We start from the raw sequence: 15,955 nt of genomic DNA on the forward strand, positions 1-15,955 counted from the left end.
GGTTTGCAGAAGTATGCAGCACCTAGCCGGGGCGTTGATTAGCTATTAAATAGATAGCTGTTTGGGCTTATTCCCAAAGGGCTGGAGGCCGATTTTGCTTGAAGAATTCAGGCCGGCACCGTGACAGGTGACTCCGTCAAAGACCGCGCTGTGCGTCGCGCCTGCGCAGCAGCCAGGCAAACAAAACCCCGACGACCACCATCACCGCGCCACCCAGCGCCACCACTGCCCCGCTGCCCAGGCGCGTGATCAGGCTGGCGGCCAGCACCACACCCACTGACTGGCCCAGAAACAGAAAAGATGCAAACAGCGTCACCGCCGTGCCGCGGGCCGCCGGGGCCATTTGTGTGGCGTTGGCCTGCATGGTGTTGTGAAACATGAAAAAGCCAAAACCCGCCAGCAGGCTGGCCGGCAGTGCCGGCAACCAGTGCGGCGTAAAGGCCAGCAACAGCGCGCTCAGGCCCACCAGTGCGCCACCGGCCAGAACCAGTGCGTGCTGGCGGAAGCGCCTGATCAGATGCCTGCCCACCGCCATGTACACCACGCCACCCAGGCCAAACAGCGCCACAATGGCACCCGCCACCGACAGGCTCAAGCCCAAGCTGCCGTGCAGGTGTGAGGCCCAGATGGCCAGCACGCCAAACCCCGCCGCGCCCTCTACAAAAGCCAGCAGCAGCACCAGCCGTGACCAGGGGCCGGTGATGATCAACACCGCCTGCCGCACAAAGCCGGTCCGCACGCCCTGCGCCGCAGCCGCGCTGGCGGCGGGGGCGGCCTGTTGCCGGCGCCAATCCAGCAGCAGCAAGGCGCCCACCACCCCAAACAGCAGTGTCAAAAAGGCAAAGGCCCAGCGCCAGCCCAGCGCATCTGTCAGCAGGCCACCGGCCAGTTGCCCACCCACAATGCCCAGGGTGCTTCCCAGGCCGGTGCGTGTCAGCATTTCCTGCAACTGCTCGGGCGGCACGCTGTCGCCCACCCAGGCCATGGCCAGCGGGATCAGTGCCGCTGCGGTCAGCGCCATCAGCAGGCGGGCAAACACCAGCATCTCCAGGCTGGTGGCCAGCAAGGCCAGGGCGCTGCCCACGCAGCAGCCCAGCGTGGCAAAGGCGACGACGCGAAACTTGCCAAGCCGGTCGCCCAGCGGCCCATAAAACAATTGCGCCAGCCCATAGGTCACCGCAAACACCGACACCACCTGCGCGGCCTGCGCCAGGTTGACCGCAAACACGCGTGACAGCTCGGGCAGCATGGCGTCGCAAATACGCTGAGCCACCATGCTGGCAAACGTGGCCAGCGACAGCAGCGTGATGCTGCGCCGCGTGGCCGCAGACAACGGGGCAGCAGGCAATCCGGAAGCGATGGCGCTCACCCTCGGGGCGTTATGGCGCGCGCTCACCCGCCGGCGCGCCAATCACGACGCCTGGCGTGGGAAAGCGCGGATTGGCGGGCTGCGGTTGGCCCACACCGCCGCTGGCCGGAGCCGGTCGGGCGCCGGGGACGGGCTCCCAGCGCTGCTGGTCGTTGCCACCCGGCGGGAACTGGGGCGGAAACTGTGAAGAGGATGGCGGCGGAAATTGCTGTGGAAATGGGGCCGGGCCCTGCTGCGGGCTCTGCGGATAAAACACCGTTCCAGGCTGCTGCTGCTGTTGTTGTTGCTGCTGCTGCGGTTGCGGCACGTAAACCGGCGAGGCCTGCTCTTCAGCCGGTGGCCGTGGCGGTGCCACGCCTTGCGGCGCGGAGGGGAACAGCGACTGGAACCAGTCGCTGACCTGGCTGGCCACACTTTCCGGGGCGCCTGTAATTTTGGGTGCGTCAAAACGCCGCTGCACATCCACCACCCGTGCACGCAGCGATTGTGCAAAAAAGTCGCCCACCATGGGCAGCGCACTGCGTGCACCCTGCCCCCAGCTGTCGCCCATGGTGATGCGGTTGTCATTGAACCCCACCCAGGCGCCGGCCACCAGTTGCGGGTGCATCAGGATGAACCAGCCGTCGGTGTTGTCTTGTGTGGTGCCGGTTTTGCCGGCCACGTCGGCCTGAATGCCAAAACGCGCACGGATGGCAACACCGGTGCCCTGGTCCACCACACCCCGCATCGCGTCGATCAGAATCTGCGCGCTGGCCAGCGATAGGCCCTGCTCTGGCGCCTTGGCCTGGAAGGTCTCCAGCACCTTGCCTTTGCGGTTAGTCACGCGCAGCACCAGAAAGGGCTCAATGTAATTGCCGTCGTTCGCAATCGTGGCGTAGCTGGCCACCATTTCCTTCAGGGTGACCGGGCTGGTGCCCAGCGCCAGGGAAGGCACTTCTTCCAGTTTGCTCTGGCGCACACCCATGGCCTGCGCCAGATTGGCCACACGGCGCGGGCCGACGCTTTGCATGACCTGCGCGGTGATGGTGTTTTTGGAATAAACCAGACCATTGCGCAAGCTCATCATCTCGCCGCTGGGCGGGCTGCTGTCACTGGGCCGCCAGACCTGGCCGCCGCCCAGCGGAATCTCGACCGCCTGGTCCATATAGCCGTCGGTGGCACGCGCGCCGTTTTCAAAGGCCGCGCCATACACAAAGGGCTTGAAGGTAGAGCCCGGCTGGCGCCGCGCCTGCTGCACATGGTCAAACGGGTCTTTGGCAAAGTCGCGGCTGCCTACCCAGGCCTTGATATGGCCTGTGGCAGGGTCCAGCGCCAGAAAACCGGCTTGCAGCCGCGTTTTTTCCTGGCGCAGCGTCTGCATGAAGGCCGTGTCGGCCTGCAACTGCTTCAGGGCTTCTTCATCGCTCTGGCCGCCTTCGCGCGCCAGTTTGTACTCACGCGTCTCGCGCACAACGGCGCGCGTCAGCTCTTTTTTGCCGGCCCAGGCGCGTGGCCCCCACTCGTTGTTGGCGTTGCCCTGCAAGGTATTGCCGTGGCGCACCACCGCCTGATTGGCCATGTTTTGCAGGCGCGAGTCGATGGTGGTGTGTATCACCAGCCCGTCAGCATAGATGTTGTAGTCGTTGCGGTCTGCCCATTCAATCAGCCAGCGGCGCAAAAACTGCGCCACATGCGGCGCGGCGCCCAGTGGTTCGGTCTGCCTTTCAAAGTCCACTTTCAGCGGGCGCTTTTTCAGCGCATCAAGCTTTTTGGCGTCCAGCTTGTTGTGCTTGACCATCTGCCCCAGAACGATGTTGCGGCGCTCTTTGGCACGCTCGGGGTTGAGCACCGGGTTGTAATAACTGGTGCCTTTGAGCATGCCGATCAGGGTGGCGCTTTCCAGCACGTCCAGCTTGCTGGCCGGTTTGTCAAAGTAGGTCTGCGCCGCCATTTCAATACCGAAGGCGTTGTACAAAAACGGCACGGTGTTGAGGTAGGTCTCCAGGATTTCGTCTTTGGTGTACACGGCCTCAATCTTCAGCGCGGTGATGACCTCCTTGATCTTGCGCGTCAGGCTGCGCGAGCGGCCGACCTCTTCGGGAAACAGGTTGCGCGCCAGTTGCTGCGTGATGGTGGATCCGCCCTGCGTGTCACCGCCAAAGGTGTAAAAGACCGCCGCCGCAGTGCGCTTGAAGTCAATGCCGTGGTGGTCGTAAAAGCGGTGGTCTTCGGTGGATATCAGCGCCGCCAGCACATTGGGCGATATGTCGGCCATCTTGACGCGGTCGCGGTTGGCGCGTTTGAAGATGGCCAGCTCTTTGCCATCGACCGACATCACCATGGCGGGTTGCTGCGACTTCGATTGCAGGATGTCCCGGATGCTGGGTGTGAAGGGGATCAGCAGCAGCACATACAGAAACAGCAGGCCAGGCAGGGCCGCAAGCGAAAGCAACACGCCGCGTCGGGTCGGGTGGCGCAGGTGGTACATGGCCTGGTCGGCCAGGGGCCGGGCGCGGGCAACAAGGCGGGCAAGAAAGGTGTTCATCTGCGCCCAGTGTAAAACGGCAGGCCACCCTGCCCGTAACAAACGCCCGGCCCTGCCTGGGCTTGAAGCGAAATAGGGCACCAGCCCTTGTAGGACGAGCGCAAGCAGCTATGTATTTGATAGCGCACTTTTGCTGTTTGCCCTGCTGCCCGCTTAAGCGTGCGCCCTGAGCTTGCTACGGGGCTACGCGCGGACAGGCTTAGACAACTCCGCCCGAACGGCCTGCAACACCCCACTAAGGGTTGCCAGGGGCGGCGGGCGCTGCCACTTCAGACAGCGGAAAGCTTGGCTGCGGCTCCACCGCAGGCAGGTCGACGCGCTTGGGCAAGCCGGGGTCGGCCGGCGGCAGGTCTATACGCACGCCGCCAGCCGGCCAGTCGCGCTGGGGCTGAGCTTGAGGCTGGGTGGCCTGCGCCGGGTGAATCTGGATGTTCACATATTTGATAGGCGGCGGAGACAACACACCCGCCGAAGCTGCGGCAGCAGGCAAAGCGGCGCCCACCAGTTGCGGCGGCTCAACACCGGCTTGCAACTGCGGATCGGCGGCCAGAAGCGCTGCGTTTTGGTCTGCAAATGGTGCCGGCACGGTGCTGATGCCCGCAGGCGCAGAAAACCGGGCACGGGTATCCAGCAGTTTGGCCTTGAACGCCTGCTGAAAAAAGTCGCCCACCACGGGCAGCGCACTTTGGGCGCCCTGGCCCCAACGCTCGCCCAAGGTGACGCGGTTGTCGTTAAAACCGGTCCAGGCACCAGCCACCAGTTGCGGGTGCATCAGGATGAACCAGCCGTCGGTGTTGTCCTGCGTGGTACCGGTCTTGCCGGCCACATCGGCGCGTATGCCGTAGCGGCTGCGTATGCCGGCGCCCGTGCCCTGGTCAATCACACCGCGCATGACGTCTACCAGCATGTTGGCCGCCTGGGTGGACATGGCGGCCTCGGCAATCGCGGGCTCAAACGCCTCCAGCACCGCACCGTTGCGGTCTTCCACACGGGTGACCATCATCGGTGCCACATAGCGGCCGTCATTGACCAGCGAGCCATAGCTGGCAACCATCTCTTTAAGGGTCACCGGGCTGGTGCCCAGTGCCAATGACAGCACTTCATCGAGCTTGCTCTGACGCACGCCCAAGCTGTGGGCCAGCCGGGCCACACGCGCTGGCCCCACCACCTGCATGACCTGGGCGGTGATGGTGTTTTTGGAGTAGACCAGGCCCTCGCGCAGGGTCATGGGTGCGCCGCTGGGGCCACCGCCGTCAGAAGGCCGCCAGAACGTACCGTCGCCCAGCGGTATGTCGACCGCCTGGTCCATGAAAGGGTCGTACGGGCGTGAGCCGTTTTCAAACGCGGCGCCATACACAAAAGGCTTGAAAGTTGAGCCCGGCTGCCTGCGCGCCTGGGCCACGTGGTCATACTGGTCCAGCGTGAAGTCGCGGCTGCCCACCCAGGCCAATACATGGCCGTTGCCCGGGTTCAGCGCCAGAAAACCGGCCTGCAGGCGTGTCTTGTCCTCACGCAGCTTCTCCATGAAGGCCGTGTCACCAGCAGTGCGCTTGAGGGCTTCCTCTTCGGTCTGGCCAGCGGCGCGTGCGGCTTTGTACTCGGGCGTGTCCAGCACCAGGGCCAGCATCAGCTCGCGTTTTTTGCCTGGCTTGCCACCCTTGCCTTTGGCTTCGGTCCAGCCTGACTTGTGCGCCCAGTCTGCATCTGACAGGTCCTGCAGTTTGTCGGCCTGACGCGTCACCGCTTCATTGGCCATGGCTTGCAGGCGCGAGTCTATGGTGGTGTGCACCACCAGCCCGTCGGCGAAAATGTTGTACTCATTGCGGTCGGCCCACTCGATCAGCCAGCGCCGCATCTGCTGCATGAAATGCGGCGCCGGGCCCAGCTCTGGCGGCTGGCGTGCAAAGTCCACTTGCAAGGGCATGTTCTGCAGCGCCGCCAGCTGTTCGGCAGGCAGCTTCTGGTGCCTGACCATGCGGCCCAGCACGGTGTTGCGGCGTTGCAGCGCGCGCTCGGGGTTGAGCACCGGGTTGTAGTAACTGGTGCCCTTGAGCATGCCGATCAGGGTGGCACTTTGCAACACATCGAGCTTGTCGGCGGTTTTATCAAAGTAGGTGCGTGCCGCCATCTCAATGCCGTAGGCGTTGTACAGAAAAGGCACGGTGTTCAGGTAGGTCTCCAGAATTTCGTCCTTGGAGTAAACCGCCTCGATCTTCAGGGAGGTGATGGCCTCCTTGATCTTGCGCGTCATGGTGCGGGATCGGCCTATTTCTGCCGGGTAGAGGTTGCGCGCCAGCTGCTGTGTGATGGTGGAGCCGCCCTGCACCTTGCCCTGCAGCGTATTGGCGGCAGCAGACAGCGTGCGCTTGAGGTCCAGCCCGCGATGGCTGTAAAACCGGGCATCTTCGGTCGCGACCAGCGCGTTTTTGACGTGGGGCGAAATGTCTTCCAGCTTGACCCAGTCACGATTGGCGCGTTCAAAAACCGCCAGCTCCTGGCCGTCGGCGGACAGCACCACCGAAGCTTTGGCCGACTTCGTCTTGCGCAGGTCGTCAATACTGGGGGTGAAAGGAATCAGCGCCAGCGCGTAGAGCAGCAGCACCACTGGCACAGCCAAGAGGCCCCAGGCCAGGCCGCGCAGGGTTGGATGCCTGGCAGCCAGGGCAAGTGCGGCGCCAAAACGACGCATAGGCGAAATCGAGGGGGATGCGGCGGGTGTATCGGTGGGCGTATTCATTCACCGCGAGGCTAAGGCACGGCGCATGCCGGGGCTGTAGGACGAAGCGCAAGAAGCCCATCGTCCGCTTTCGTGCGGCGCCTCCCGACGGACTTACACCTTCCGGGTCAAGGGCTTCCAGCCTGCAAACTGCGGGTAATGGCGCTGCACCACCGCACCGTCAAAATCCCAGGCGATACATTTGCCGACGTGGTACGGCGGCCCGGCGGTTTCAGCCACAGGCGCGCCCGACTGCCGGCGCAGCCGCTCGCGGTACACGGGAACAGTCTGGTAAGCGGCGGTCGCCATGTTGAACAGCAGCTCACGCAGGTGTGTGCAGCCGCGTATGCCGCCCAGGGCTTTCTCAATCGCCTGGCGCCAGCCCGGGCCCATGGTGACACCCACCATCTGCTGCATCGGGTCCACCCCCTGTTGGCATTCGGCAAACGGCGTGTGGTCGCTGGCGGTGGCAATTTCGCGGATGGTCATGTGGTCGTCCACCGTGGCGCGTATTGCCATGCCGTGTATCGGTGTGCCGGGCGGCATGTCGCCGCGCTCCGAGCGGTCCAGCGGGTAGGTTTTGGTGTCGCTCATCTCGGCTTCGATGTCCCACAGGCCGTCTTCGCGCAGGTAGCCTCGGTAAACGACGGCGCGGGTGTGCAGGTGGGTTCGGGCTTGGGGTGCGGGCAGTGGCATGGCGGTTCTTGTCTTGATCGGGGTAAACAGGCATTTTCCCCGGAAGACGGGGGCGACGCTGCGCTGGCGGCGACAAGTGTTTGGTCTGAGCATCAAATTGGCCACCAGCCCTTGCTGTATATGCGCAAACAGCTATTGGTTTTGTAGCAACTATCGCTTGCAGGCCAACGGTGTCCGGATCGCGGCCTGGCCTGAAAACCGGATCTCCTTGCCGGAATTGAATCTCTTGCCGAACAAGCTGCGTACCAGACGTACGTACGCGCCGGACAAAGAACAGCGCCCAACAGTAGCCCTGCCAGCGTTGCTGCTGTAAGAAAACCCCTTCAGCGCCGACCGATACACAAAGCCAAAATGGCTACCCAAGGAGATTGACATGATGAGCCGAAGAAACACCCTGCTGGGCCTGGGCGCCCTGTCCGCCGTACTGGCTGGCGCCCGTGGCCTCCTGACGGGTTCGTCCGCACATGCTGCCCGCACCTACGAAATCACCCGCACCGACGCCGAGTGGAAAAAAATGCTGAATGCCGACCAGTACAAGGTCTTGCGCAAGGCAGGTACCGAGACGCCCTACACCAGCCCGCTGAACAAGGAAAAGCGAGCCGGTGTGTACAGCTGTGCAGGCTGTGCCCTGCCCCTGTTCTCATCGACCACCAAATACGAAAGCGGTACCGGCTGGCCCAGCTTCTGGCAGGCGATGGATAAAGCCGTGGCAGAAGAAAGCGACACCAGCCTCTTCATGAAACGTATCGAGGCCTTGTGCAGCCGCTGCGGCGGGCACCTGGGCCATGTCTTTGACGACGGCCCCAAACCCACCGGTCTGCGTTACTGCATGAACGGTGTGGCCATGAATTTCAAGGCGGCCTGATGATGATGGGCAAATTTCTGTCTGTCACCGGCGCAGTCGCGCTGTCGGCCGGGGTGTTGTTCAGCGGCAGCGCGGCCGCAGAAAAAGCTGTCAAGCTACCGGCCCCGGCGCTGGACGCGCCGGCAAGCAGCGCCAGCCGCGAGACTGCCGTGTTTGCAGGTGGCTGCTTCTGGGGCGTGCAGGCGGTGTTTCAACACACGCAGGGCGTTTTGAACGCGGTATCGGGCTACGCCGGCGGCGAAAAAGCCACCGCCAAATACAGCATGATCGGTTCGGGTCGTACCGGGCATGCCGAAGCCGTCCACATCACCTATGACCCCAAACAGGTGTCTTACGGCAAGCTGCTGCAGATTTATTTCTCCGTGGCGCACGACCCGACCACGCTGAACCGCCAGGGGCCGGATGCAGGCACGCAATACCGCTCTGCCATCTTTTACCAGGACGCCAACCAGAAGCAGGTGGCTGAGCGTTATATCGCGCAACTCGATGCGGCCAAGGTCTTCCCGGGCAAGATCGTGACCCAACTCACACCTCTGGCGCAGCCGCTGGCCTTCTACCCTGCCGAGGACTATCACCAGGACTACGCCACGCTGAACCCGAATCAGCCCTACATCGCCAAGTTTGACCTGCCGAAAATCGCCAACCTCAAAACCATGATGCCCGAGCTGTACCGCGACAAGCCCTTGCTGGTGCTGCACGCGGGCAACGCGGCAAAATAAGTCGGGCGCCCTCACCCCGCCGCCCCAGCCCCCGCATCTGCGGCTCGGGCGGCGCGTCTCACCAGGCGGCCAGTGAATCCACACCGAGCAGCGCTGCGTACCATGCTGGCATGGGCCCTCTTCAGCACTTGCCCGGCCCGTGCGCAGAAATAAATTTCTCCCATCCCTGTAATAAATGCGGACCTGCCGCGACCAACGACCAGTTCAGCAAACAACAGGCGCGAGGATCTCCCATGAACCCCAGCAAACCGACGATTCACCCCGGGTGGCTACGGCTCATGCACTGGGTCAATGCCCTGGCGGTGGTGGTCCTCATCATGAGCGGCTGGCGCATCTACAACGCCACGGCTTTCCTCGGTTTCTCCATCCCCGGCGAGCTCACCCTGGGTGGCTGGCTGGGCGGAGCGCTGCAGTGGCACTTTGCGGCCATGTGGGTGCTGGGCATCAACGGCCTGCTCTACCTGGCCATCAACATCGCGACCGGCCGCCTGCGGCGCAAGTTTTTCCCGCTCTCGCCGCGGGCCTTCGTGGCCGACGTACTGGCCGCCCTCAAGGGAAAACTGGCGCATGCCGACCCGCAGCACTACAACATGGTGCAGCGCCTGGCCTACCTGTTCGTGATGGCCGACAGCCTGCTGCTGGTGCTCTCCGGGCTGGTGCTCTGGAAGTCGGTGCAATTTCCACTGCTGCGCGAACTGATGGGCGGCTACGAAGGCGCGCGCCTGATCCACTTTTTTGCAATGGCCGCCCTCGCCGCGTTCGTGGCTATCCACCTCCTCATGGTGGCCCTGGTGCCGCGCACCCTGCTCTACATGGTTCGCGGCCGCTGAGCCGCCCATCGCGCGATTGCCGCAAGGAGTTACCCCATGATCATCCAGTCCCCTCCCCGCATGGACATCGACGGCGCCGCCGTGCTCGATGAAGCCACCGCGCGAATTGCCCACGCCCACAAGTTGGGCAGCAGCCGCCGCAACTTCCTGCGCGCCTCGCTCACCCTGGGCGGCCTCTCGATGCTCACCGGCTGCGTGCTGGACGACAGCGAAGGCATCAGCACCGCCCTGACCCGGATTTCGCGCGTCAACGACGACGTGCAGGGCTGGCTGTTCGACCCGACGCGCCTGGCGCCTACCTACCCCGAATCGATGATCACGCGCCCCTTCCCGTTCAACGCCTTCTACGGCGAAAACGAAATCCGGCAGGTCGAGGAAAGCGGCTACCGGCTGGAAGTCACCGGCCTGGTCGCCGACAAGCGCAAGTGGTCGCTGCCCGAGCTGCGCGCCATGCCGCAGATCGACCAGGTTACGCGCCACATCTGCGTTGAGGGCTGGAGCGCCATTGGCAAATGGGGCGGTGTTTCCTTTGCCAGCTTTCTGCGCCAGGTGGGCGCCGACACCAGCGCCAAATATGTGGGTTTCAAGTGTGCCGACGACTACTTCACCAGCATCGACATGCCCACTGCGCTGCACCCGCAAACCCTGCTGGCGCTGAGCTATGACGGCCAGGTGCTGCCGCCCAAATACGGCTTCCCGATGAAGCTGCGCATGCCCACCAAGCTGGGCTACAAGAACCCCAAACACATCCAGGCAATTTTTGTGACCAACACCTACCCTGGCGGCTACTGGGAAGACCAGGGCTACAACTGGTTCGGAGGTAGCTGAGCTTGCTCAGAAACCCTGAAACACCGACGCGGAACGGCAAGCGCCTTCCCGTTGTCGGAGGCAATGACATCCCGTCATTCTTTTTTTTAACTGCACTCAAAGGTATCCATCATGAAACATCTGAAAACTCTGCTTGTTATTTCCGCTCTGCTCTCCGCCGGCTTTGCACAAGCCGCCTCCCACGCCGGCGCGCCCATGGCCAAAGACGCCATGGCCAAGGATGAGATGAAAAAAGACCCGATGGCCAAAGACGCCATGGGCAAGGACGCGATGAAGAAAGATGCCATGAAAAAAGACCCAATGGCCAAAGACCCCATGGCAAAAGACGCGATGGGCAAAGACGCAATGAAGAAGTAATTGCCCTTCGAATGATGGGCAGGGGGCGGGCGCCTGAAGGCCTCCGCTCCCTGGACCATGCCGGTCGGGCTTGGAAGCCGCACAAGGCTTCGACAAAATTGGCCAATGAGCACTACCGCAAGCCCCTCTTTGCAAAACACACCCACCCTGCGCATCGGCGAACTGGCGCGCCTGGTGTGCCAGGGCAAGGAGGCGCTGGTCGAGCTCCGGCAGATGCTGGCCCAGCTTCGGGCATCCGCTGGACAAGGCCGTGGCGGAAGGGAGCGACACCAGCCTCTTCATGAAACGTATCGAGGCTTTGTACAGCCGCTACGGCGGGCACCTGGGCCATGTGTTTGACGATGGCCCCAAACCCACCGGTCTGCGTCACTGCATGAACGGTGTGGCCATGAACTTCAAGGCGGCTCAACGCTTGCACCTGTTGCCCCTTGGCGCCACAAGGCGGCGGATACCGAACCAACCCGCGCCGTGGTGCTGCACGCTCAACGCGCTGCGGCAATGGCCTACAGCTTTTCTGCGCTGGCCGTTTTAGGCTCACAGCTCCACTATCAGGAGCCCCCATGACGCAGCCCGGCGCACAGCCCAACCGCATTGATGTCGCGCACGGCGGCATGGCAGCGCAATGATGGAATCTTTTCTGGGCAGCGCCGCTCACGGCATCACAGCCATCCTTCTGGGCATCGTGACCCTGCTGGGTCTGGTCATCTGGTCCATCAAGCGCCACAACAGCCCCAGGCTGAAAATCGAGTGCGGCGCCTCCATAGCCACGCTGATCCCCTCACTGGCCGGCCTGACCTTGAGCACCGCGGTTGGCGGCAATGCCGTCCAGATCCTGGAGAACGGCCATTTTTTTGACGTGCTGATCGTGCGGATTGGCGCGGCCAGACAGACGGTGCACTTTGAAACCTTTCTCTGGAAGGAAGGCGTGCTGGGGCAACGCATGGCCGCTGCCTTGTCCGAACGCGCGCGCGCCGGCATCAAGGTGCGTGTGCTGCTTGATGCCACAGGCTCCAAGAAAATCGGTAAAAGCGAGCGCCAGCAGATGCAGGACGCTGGTTGCAAGCTGGTGTTTTTTCATGAACGTTCGATCTACAACATCGGCGTCATGAACGAACGCGACCACCGCAAACTGTGCGTGATCGACGGCAAGGAAGCGTTTGTCGGCGGCCACTGCGTCGTGGACGAGTGGCTGGGCAACGCCGAAGACGGCAAACACTTCGCCGACCTCAGCGTGCACCTGCGAGGTCCCATCGTGCACAGCGTACAGGCCGCCTTCAGCGAAAACTGGGGCGGCCAGACCGGCGAGCTGTTTGTGGGTGACGATGTGTTTCCCCAGCTTGAAGCCGCAGGCGACGTGACCATCCACGCCGCCTACGCCAAGCCTGAAGGCTCGGCCCCGGCCGTGAAAATCCTGCATCACACGGCGATTTGCCTGGCGCAAAAGCGTATCTGGATCCAGAACCCCTACTTCATCCCCGAGCCCGAAGCCATCGACGCCTTTGGCGAAGCCGTCAAGCGCGGTGTGGACGTGCGCGTGATGATGCCGTCCACCAGCGGCTCGGACAACCCCATGGTGCAACACGCCGGCCACCGCAATTTTGAAAAGCTGCTCAAGTGCGGCGTGCGCCTGTTTGAGTACCCGCACACCCTGCTGCACCAGAAAGTCATGACGATTGACGGCGTGTGGAGTGCCATCGGCTCCAGCAACTTCGATGACCGCTCTTTCGACACCAACGACGAGATCACCCTGGGTATCAAGGATGAAGCGCTGGCCAGCCAGCTCGACGCTGTGTTCGAAAAGTACGTCGGCCGCTGCAAGGAGATCGATCTCAAGGCTTGGCAGCAGCGCGGGCTGTGGCACAAGGCCAAGGACAATATGTTTTACCTGTTCAATGAGGTGCTTTGAACGGGCAAATACACCGGCTCACCCGCAGATCATGGTCAAATCAGCGCAGGGTGCCACGTCTGCGGCGATGGCTCAACATCCAACTCTTGGCAAGCGCCGCTTCTCAGCACCTCAGTCGCCCAGCACCTTGTAAAAGTAAGTCGTGTCGCACGGCGCACCATTGGGCAGCAGGGCGTAGCCGGGGATCACCCCCACGCGCTGCCAGCCCTGGCGCGCATACAGGCGCTCGGCATCGCCGTTAGCGGTATCCAGCACCAGCAGCGTCTTGCCGCGGTCACGGGCTGCGCCTTCGGCGGCCTGTATCAGGGCTGCACCCACACCCTGGCGCCTGGCCCGTCGGTGCACCAGCATTTTGGCCAGGTCGGCGCGGTGGGGCTGGTTGTCGGGTTGCGCCAATATCAGTTGCACCGTACCGACAATGCCTTCGGCGTCTTCAGCCACAAACAGCGCCCGCTCGCCACTGGCTACACCATTGGCTACGCCGCGCCAGAAGGCCAGCGCCCTGGGCACTGGCAAGGGGTGCATGAAGCTCACTGAAGCGCCGCCGTCCACAGCGTCGATCAGCAGCCCGGCCAGGGACTGCAGCTGGGGCTCGGTCACCGTCACAAGGCGACGAACAAACGGGGAGTTTGGGGTAGTCATGACAAGGGTCTTTTGATACATGGCTATGGCTGGTCAGGGCCAATCGACGCTGACTATGCCAGATGACCGAGCAGAACACACAGGATTGGGGTCATCCCGAATGCAGGCGCTTCTGGCTTGAGGTTCAATCAGGCCACGCAGGACAGCAAACCGCCCTTTATCCGGGCGGCATAAGCTAGGTTTGTCATGCCGGGGGCGCCATTTTGCGCAGCAACCGGGTTGATGTCATGTGTAGCTGAATTCATCAATACCCCCCCACTCCCCTCGAATAGGAAATCTGTCATGCGCAAACTCAAATACCTTGCAATCGCCACCGCCACCGTGGCGCTGCTTACCGCCTGTGCCAGCATGCCGAGCACTGGTCCCATGAGCTTTTTTGTCACCAGCGTTGGCAGCGGCAAGGGCGCCGACCTGGGCGGCCTGGCCGGTGCAGATGCCCACTGCCAGAAGCTGGCAACGGCTGCTGGCGCCGGCACCAAAACATGGCGCGCCTACCTGAGCACACCCCCCACCTTTGCCACGGCCACCGCACCGGCCGGCGCCGCCACCCATGCGCGTGACCGCATCGGCAACGGCCCCTGGCACAACGCCAAAGGCATGCTGATTGCCCGCGACGGTGCACATCTGCACAACGGCAACATGCTGTCCAAGGAAACCGCCCTGGACGAACGCGGCAACGGCGTCAAAGGCCGCGGCGACACACCCAATGAGCACGACATCCTGACCGGCTCACGCTCGGACGGCACCGCTTTTGCGCCGCAGACCGACACCACCTGCAAATCCTGGACCAGCTCTACCGACGGCTCGGCCATCGTGGGCCACCATGACCGCACCGGCCCCAATGCCGACAACTGGGCCAAGTCCTGGAACTTCTCGCACCAGTCGGCTGGCTGCAGCCAGGAAGCACTGGTACGCACAGGCGGCTCCGGCAAGTTCTACTGCTTCGCGGCCAACTGATCTGGCGGGACGGGGCCGCGGCGCCCCGTCATCCTGACGGTAGCGCCCAGGCAGCAGCATTTACAGCTGCCTGGGCGCTCTGTTTTTTATAGCTGCTTGCGCACGCTGGATATGGCGCCGAGCCCTTAAACGCCTGAAATTTCGGGCCTTCTCCCGTGATCGCGCCCTATTTCACCAACCCCAGCACATCCCGGAAAGCCGGATGTTCCGCCGTGCGTAGCCACTCAAAGGCCACCATCTCGGTGGTGACCAGTTCCGCGCCCGCACCCGCCAGGCGATCGAAGGCCGCGTCGCGGTTGCGCTCGGTGCGCGAGCTGCAGGCGTCGGTGACGACCCACACCTCAAACTCTTCGTCCAGCAAACCCAGTGCCGTCTGCATCAGACAGACATGTGCCTCACAACCGGCGAGCACCACGACGCCCCTGCCCTCTTCTTCAGGCTCGGGCCCTGTCTGCAGGTGTTTGGGCAGGCTGCGGGCATTGCCGCGCGGCGGGCCGGGTGGCGCCTTGCGCGCCGGCGGACGCAGCCAGTCGCCCAGGCCCTCGTCGACCGCATTGAAATGGTTTTTGTTCAGCGTCTTGCCGCCGGCTCCATCAATGGCCGCCTGCAGCTCGGGCAGATTGGGGCCCAGCTTGTCTGGCGTTTGTGCCGTGCCCCATACCGGCACCTGCATCAGCCTGGCCATCTGCGCCAGCCGCAAGGCGTTGGCCAGCACCAGGCCGTGTTCAAAAATGGCGGGCATCAGGCGGACCTGATAGTCCACCAGCACCAGCTGGCACTCATCGGTATCAAGCAACATGTAAAAATCCTCAAAAATGAACAGGCGGAACTGGCGCAGGCTCAGTCCGGGCGATGGCCGGACTGTAGCCGCTCGACCAGCGTAATCAGGTAGTTTTCAAACAGCAGGCTTGCATCTTGCCCGAACATACGAATGCGGCCGGTGTGCTGTAGCAGCAAAAGGCCCACGCCATGGGCAAACAAGGCGGTATTTTCACGTAGCGCCTCTTGGGCGCCCAGACCCATGGCCTGCAGCGCGACTTCGCAGGGTTGCAACGCATCGTGCAGCCGGTCGTTGAGTTGGTCGTTGAGTTCTGCCGTCAAACCGCGCGGGCGCATGCCCTGCACCAGGTAAAAGCCCAAATCCAGGTCGCGCGGATTGGCGGCGTAAAAACCAAACCAGGCACTCGCCTTGGCGTCCAGCTGTTCGGCCGGCGCCAGGGCGGTATGGCCGGCGGCGTCGACCGATGCGTTCAGCCGCTCCAGCGACTCCGCCAGCAGGGCGCCGTAAATCGCCTCTTTGCTTTCGAAATATGAATAAATCGCGCCCGGCGTGTAGCCCGCCTGCCGGGCGATCTCGCGGATGCTGGCGCCCTCGATGCCAAGCTGCTCAAAAACGGCGCGAGCGGCGTCCAGCACGCCGGCACGGCGTGCATCACTTTGTGCCTGCTGGCGTTGCAGTCGTGCTTGCATGGGCTGAATATAAGCCAAAACCCTTTGACATCCCCTGATTCTTAAACAGATGTTCAACCAATTGAACAGTGTTTAA

The 15,955-nt window shown here is 63.0% G+C and carries 15 protein-coding genes and 1 pseudogene; 9 read left to right on the top strand and 7 right to left on the bottom strand.

Annotated elements, in window-relative coordinates:
* Positions 1-136 precede the first annotated feature (136 nt).
* The 4 genes from Q8L50_RS03455 to Q8L50_RS03470 all read right to left on the bottom strand — a co-directional run bounded on the left by Q8L50_RS03455 (position 137) and on the right by Q8L50_RS03470 (position 7,305).
* On the bottom strand, positions 137-1,369 hold the full coding sequence (locus tag Q8L50_RS03455; protein ID WP_305347258.1) for an MFS transporter: 1,233 nt from the start codon (positions 1,367-1,369) through the stop codon (positions 137-139).
* A gap of 10 nt (positions 1,370-1,379) precedes the next feature.
* Positions 1,380-3,893 carry a penicillin-binding protein 1A gene (locus Q8L50_RS03460; protein ID WP_370869741.1) on the bottom strand — a complete coding sequence of 838 codons (2,514 nt, stop codon included), beginning with the start codon at positions 3,891-3,893 and terminating at the stop codon, positions 1,380-1,382.
* A gap of 235 nt (positions 3,894-4,128) precedes the next feature.
* The gene (locus Q8L50_RS03465) at positions 4,129-6,630 is read right to left on the bottom strand and encodes a penicillin-binding protein 1A (RefSeq protein WP_370869742.1); all 2,502 of its coding nucleotides are present in this window, start codon (positions 6,628-6,630) and stop codon (positions 4,129-4,131) included.
* A 93-nt stretch (positions 6,631-6,723) separates the two neighbouring features.
* Complete coding sequence (locus Q8L50_RS03470; RefSeq protein WP_305347259.1) at positions 6,724-7,305, bottom strand: DUF2889 domain-containing protein; 582 nt, start codon at positions 7,303-7,305, stop codon at positions 6,724-6,726.
* Here Q8L50_RS03470 and Q8L50_RS03475 point away from each other — a divergent pair.
* From Q8L50_RS03475 to Q8L50_RS03510, 8 genes and pseudogenes are all read left to right on the top strand, one after another.
* A complete protein-coding gene (locus Q8L50_RS03475) occupies positions 7,304-7,618 on the top strand; it encodes a hypothetical protein (RefSeq protein ID WP_305347260.1) in 315 nt (104 codons plus the stop codon). The two genes, Q8L50_RS03470 and Q8L50_RS03475, sit on opposite strands and share 2 nt — an antisense overlap.
* Positions 7,619-7,678: 60 nt before the next feature.
* Positions 7,679-8,170 (top strand): peptide-methionine (R)-S-oxide reductase MsrB, encoded by a 492-nt coding sequence (gene msrB / locus Q8L50_RS03480; RefSeq protein ID WP_305347261.1) that lies wholly within the window; start codon positions 7,679-7,681, stop codon positions 8,168-8,170.
* A complete protein-coding gene (gene msrA / locus Q8L50_RS03485; protein WP_305347262.1) occupies positions 8,170-8,889 on the top strand; it encodes a peptide-methionine (S)-S-oxide reductase MsrA in 720 nt (239 codons plus the stop codon). The genes msrB and msrA overlap by 1 nt, the downstream gene beginning before the upstream one ends.
* A gap of 233 nt (positions 8,890-9,122) precedes the next feature.
* The gene (locus tag Q8L50_RS03490; protein ID WP_305347263.1) at positions 9,123-9,719 is read left to right on the top strand and encodes a cytochrome b/b6 domain-containing protein; all 597 of its coding nucleotides are present in this window, start codon (positions 9,123-9,125) and stop codon (positions 9,717-9,719) included.
* 36 nt (positions 9,720-9,755) lie between these two features.
* Entirely contained in the window at positions 9,756-10,547 is a 792-nt protein-coding gene (locus Q8L50_RS03495; protein ID WP_305347264.1) for a molybdopterin-binding protein, read from the top strand.
* Between the two features lie 111 nt (positions 10,548-10,658).
* Entirely contained in the window at positions 10,659-10,904 is a 246-nt protein-coding gene (locus tag Q8L50_RS03500) for a pentapeptide MXKDX repeat protein (RefSeq protein WP_305347265.1), read from the top strand.
* Between the two features lie 205 nt (positions 10,905-11,109).
* A pseudogene (locus tag Q8L50_RS03505) lies at positions 11,110-11,301 on the top strand (peptide-methionine (R)-S-oxide reductase); the annotation flags it as partial.
* Positions 11,302-11,526: 225 nt separating this feature from the next.
* Positions 11,527-12,810, top strand: a complete 1,284-nt coding sequence (locus Q8L50_RS03510) for a phosphatidylserine/phosphatidylglycerophosphate/cardiolipin synthase family protein (protein ID WP_305347266.1) — start codon at positions 11,527-11,529, stop codon at positions 12,808-12,810.
* Positions 12,811-12,921: 111 nt separating this feature from the next.
* Here the strand turns inward: Q8L50_RS03510 and Q8L50_RS03515 are convergent, their stop codons facing one another.
* On the bottom strand, positions 12,922-13,452 hold the full coding sequence (locus Q8L50_RS03515) for a GNAT family N-acetyltransferase (RefSeq protein WP_305347267.1): 531 nt from the start codon (positions 13,450-13,452) through the stop codon (positions 12,922-12,924).
* A gap of 282 nt (positions 13,453-13,734) precedes the next feature.
* Here Q8L50_RS03515 and Q8L50_RS03520 point away from each other — a divergent pair, with 282 nt between their 5' ends.
* The gene (locus tag Q8L50_RS03520; protein ID WP_305347268.1) at positions 13,735-14,409 is read left to right on the top strand and encodes a hypothetical protein; all 675 of its coding nucleotides are present in this window, start codon (positions 13,735-13,737) and stop codon (positions 14,407-14,409) included.
* A gap of 166 nt (positions 14,410-14,575) precedes the next feature.
* On the opposite strand, the gene Q8L50_RS03525 is transcribed toward Q8L50_RS03520, so the two are convergent.
* Together Q8L50_RS03525 and Q8L50_RS03530 are read right to left on the bottom strand one after the other, a co-directional pair.
* The gene (locus Q8L50_RS03525) at positions 14,576-15,208 is read right to left on the bottom strand and encodes an isochorismatase family protein (RefSeq protein WP_305347269.1); all 633 of its coding nucleotides are present in this window, start codon (positions 15,206-15,208) and stop codon (positions 14,576-14,578) included.
* A gap of 41 nt (positions 15,209-15,249) precedes the next feature.
* Positions 15,250-15,879, bottom strand: coding sequence for a TetR/AcrR family transcriptional regulator (locus Q8L50_RS03530; protein WP_305347270.1), 630 nt, complete (start codon positions 15,877-15,879; stop codon positions 15,250-15,252).
* Between the last annotated feature and the right edge of the window lie 76 nt (positions 15,880-15,955).

The organism is Polaromonas sp. (genome assembly GCF_030680935.1).
Taxonomy (GTDB): Bacteria; Pseudomonadota; Gammaproteobacteria; order Burkholderiales; family Burkholderiaceae_C; genus Polaromonas.

Bases quoted from the DNA above. Each gene is read 5' to 3' on its own strand.
- Q8L50_RS03460 (WP_370869741.1), bottom strand. From the start codon at position 3,893: ATGAACACCTTTCTTGCCCGCCTTGTTGCCCGCGCCCGGCCCCTGGCC.
- Q8L50_RS03465 (WP_370869742.1), bottom strand. From the start codon at position 6,630: ATGAATACGCCCACCGATACACCCGCCGCATCCCCCTCGATTTCGCCT.
- Q8L50_RS03475 (WP_305347260.1), top strand. From the start codon at position 7,304: ATGGCGGTTCTTGTCTTGATCGGGGTAAACAGGCATTTTCCCCGGAAG.
- Q8L50_RS03470 (WP_305347259.1), bottom strand. From the start codon at position 7,305: ATGCCACTGCCCGCACCCCAAGCCCGAACCCACCTGCACACCCGCGCC.
- msrB (WP_305347261.1), top strand. From the start codon at position 7,679: ATGATGAGCCGAAGAAACACCCTGCTGGGCCTGGGCGCCCTGTCCGCC.
- msrA (WP_305347262.1), top strand. From the start codon at position 8,170: ATGATGATGGGCAAATTTCTGTCTGTCACCGGCGCAGTCGCGCTGTCG.
- Q8L50_RS03490 (WP_305347263.1), top strand. From the start codon at position 9,123: ATGAACCCCAGCAAACCGACGATTCACCCCGGGTGGCTACGGCTCATG.
- Q8L50_RS03495 (WP_305347264.1), top strand. From the start codon at position 9,756: ATGATCATCCAGTCCCCTCCCCGCATGGACATCGACGGCGCCGCCGTG.
- Q8L50_RS03500 (WP_305347265.1), top strand. From the start codon at position 10,659: ATGAAACATCTGAAAACTCTGCTTGTTATTTCCGCTCTGCTCTCCGCC.
- Q8L50_RS03510 (WP_305347266.1), top strand. From the start codon at position 11,527: ATGATGGAATCTTTTCTGGGCAGCGCCGCTCACGGCATCACAGCCATC.
- Q8L50_RS03515 (WP_305347267.1), bottom strand. From the start codon at position 13,452: ATGACTACCCCAAACTCCCCGTTTGTTCGTCGCCTTGTGACGGTGACC.
- Q8L50_RS03520 (WP_305347268.1), top strand. From the start codon at position 13,735: ATGCGCAAACTCAAATACCTTGCAATCGCCACCGCCACCGTGGCGCTG.
- Q8L50_RS03525 (WP_305347269.1), bottom strand. From the start codon at position 15,208: ATGTTGCTTGATACCGATGAGTGCCAGCTGGTGCTGGTGGACTATCAG.
- Q8L50_RS03530 (WP_305347270.1), bottom strand. From the start codon at position 15,879: ATGCAAGCACGACTGCAACGCCAGCAGGCACAAAGTGATGCACGCCGT.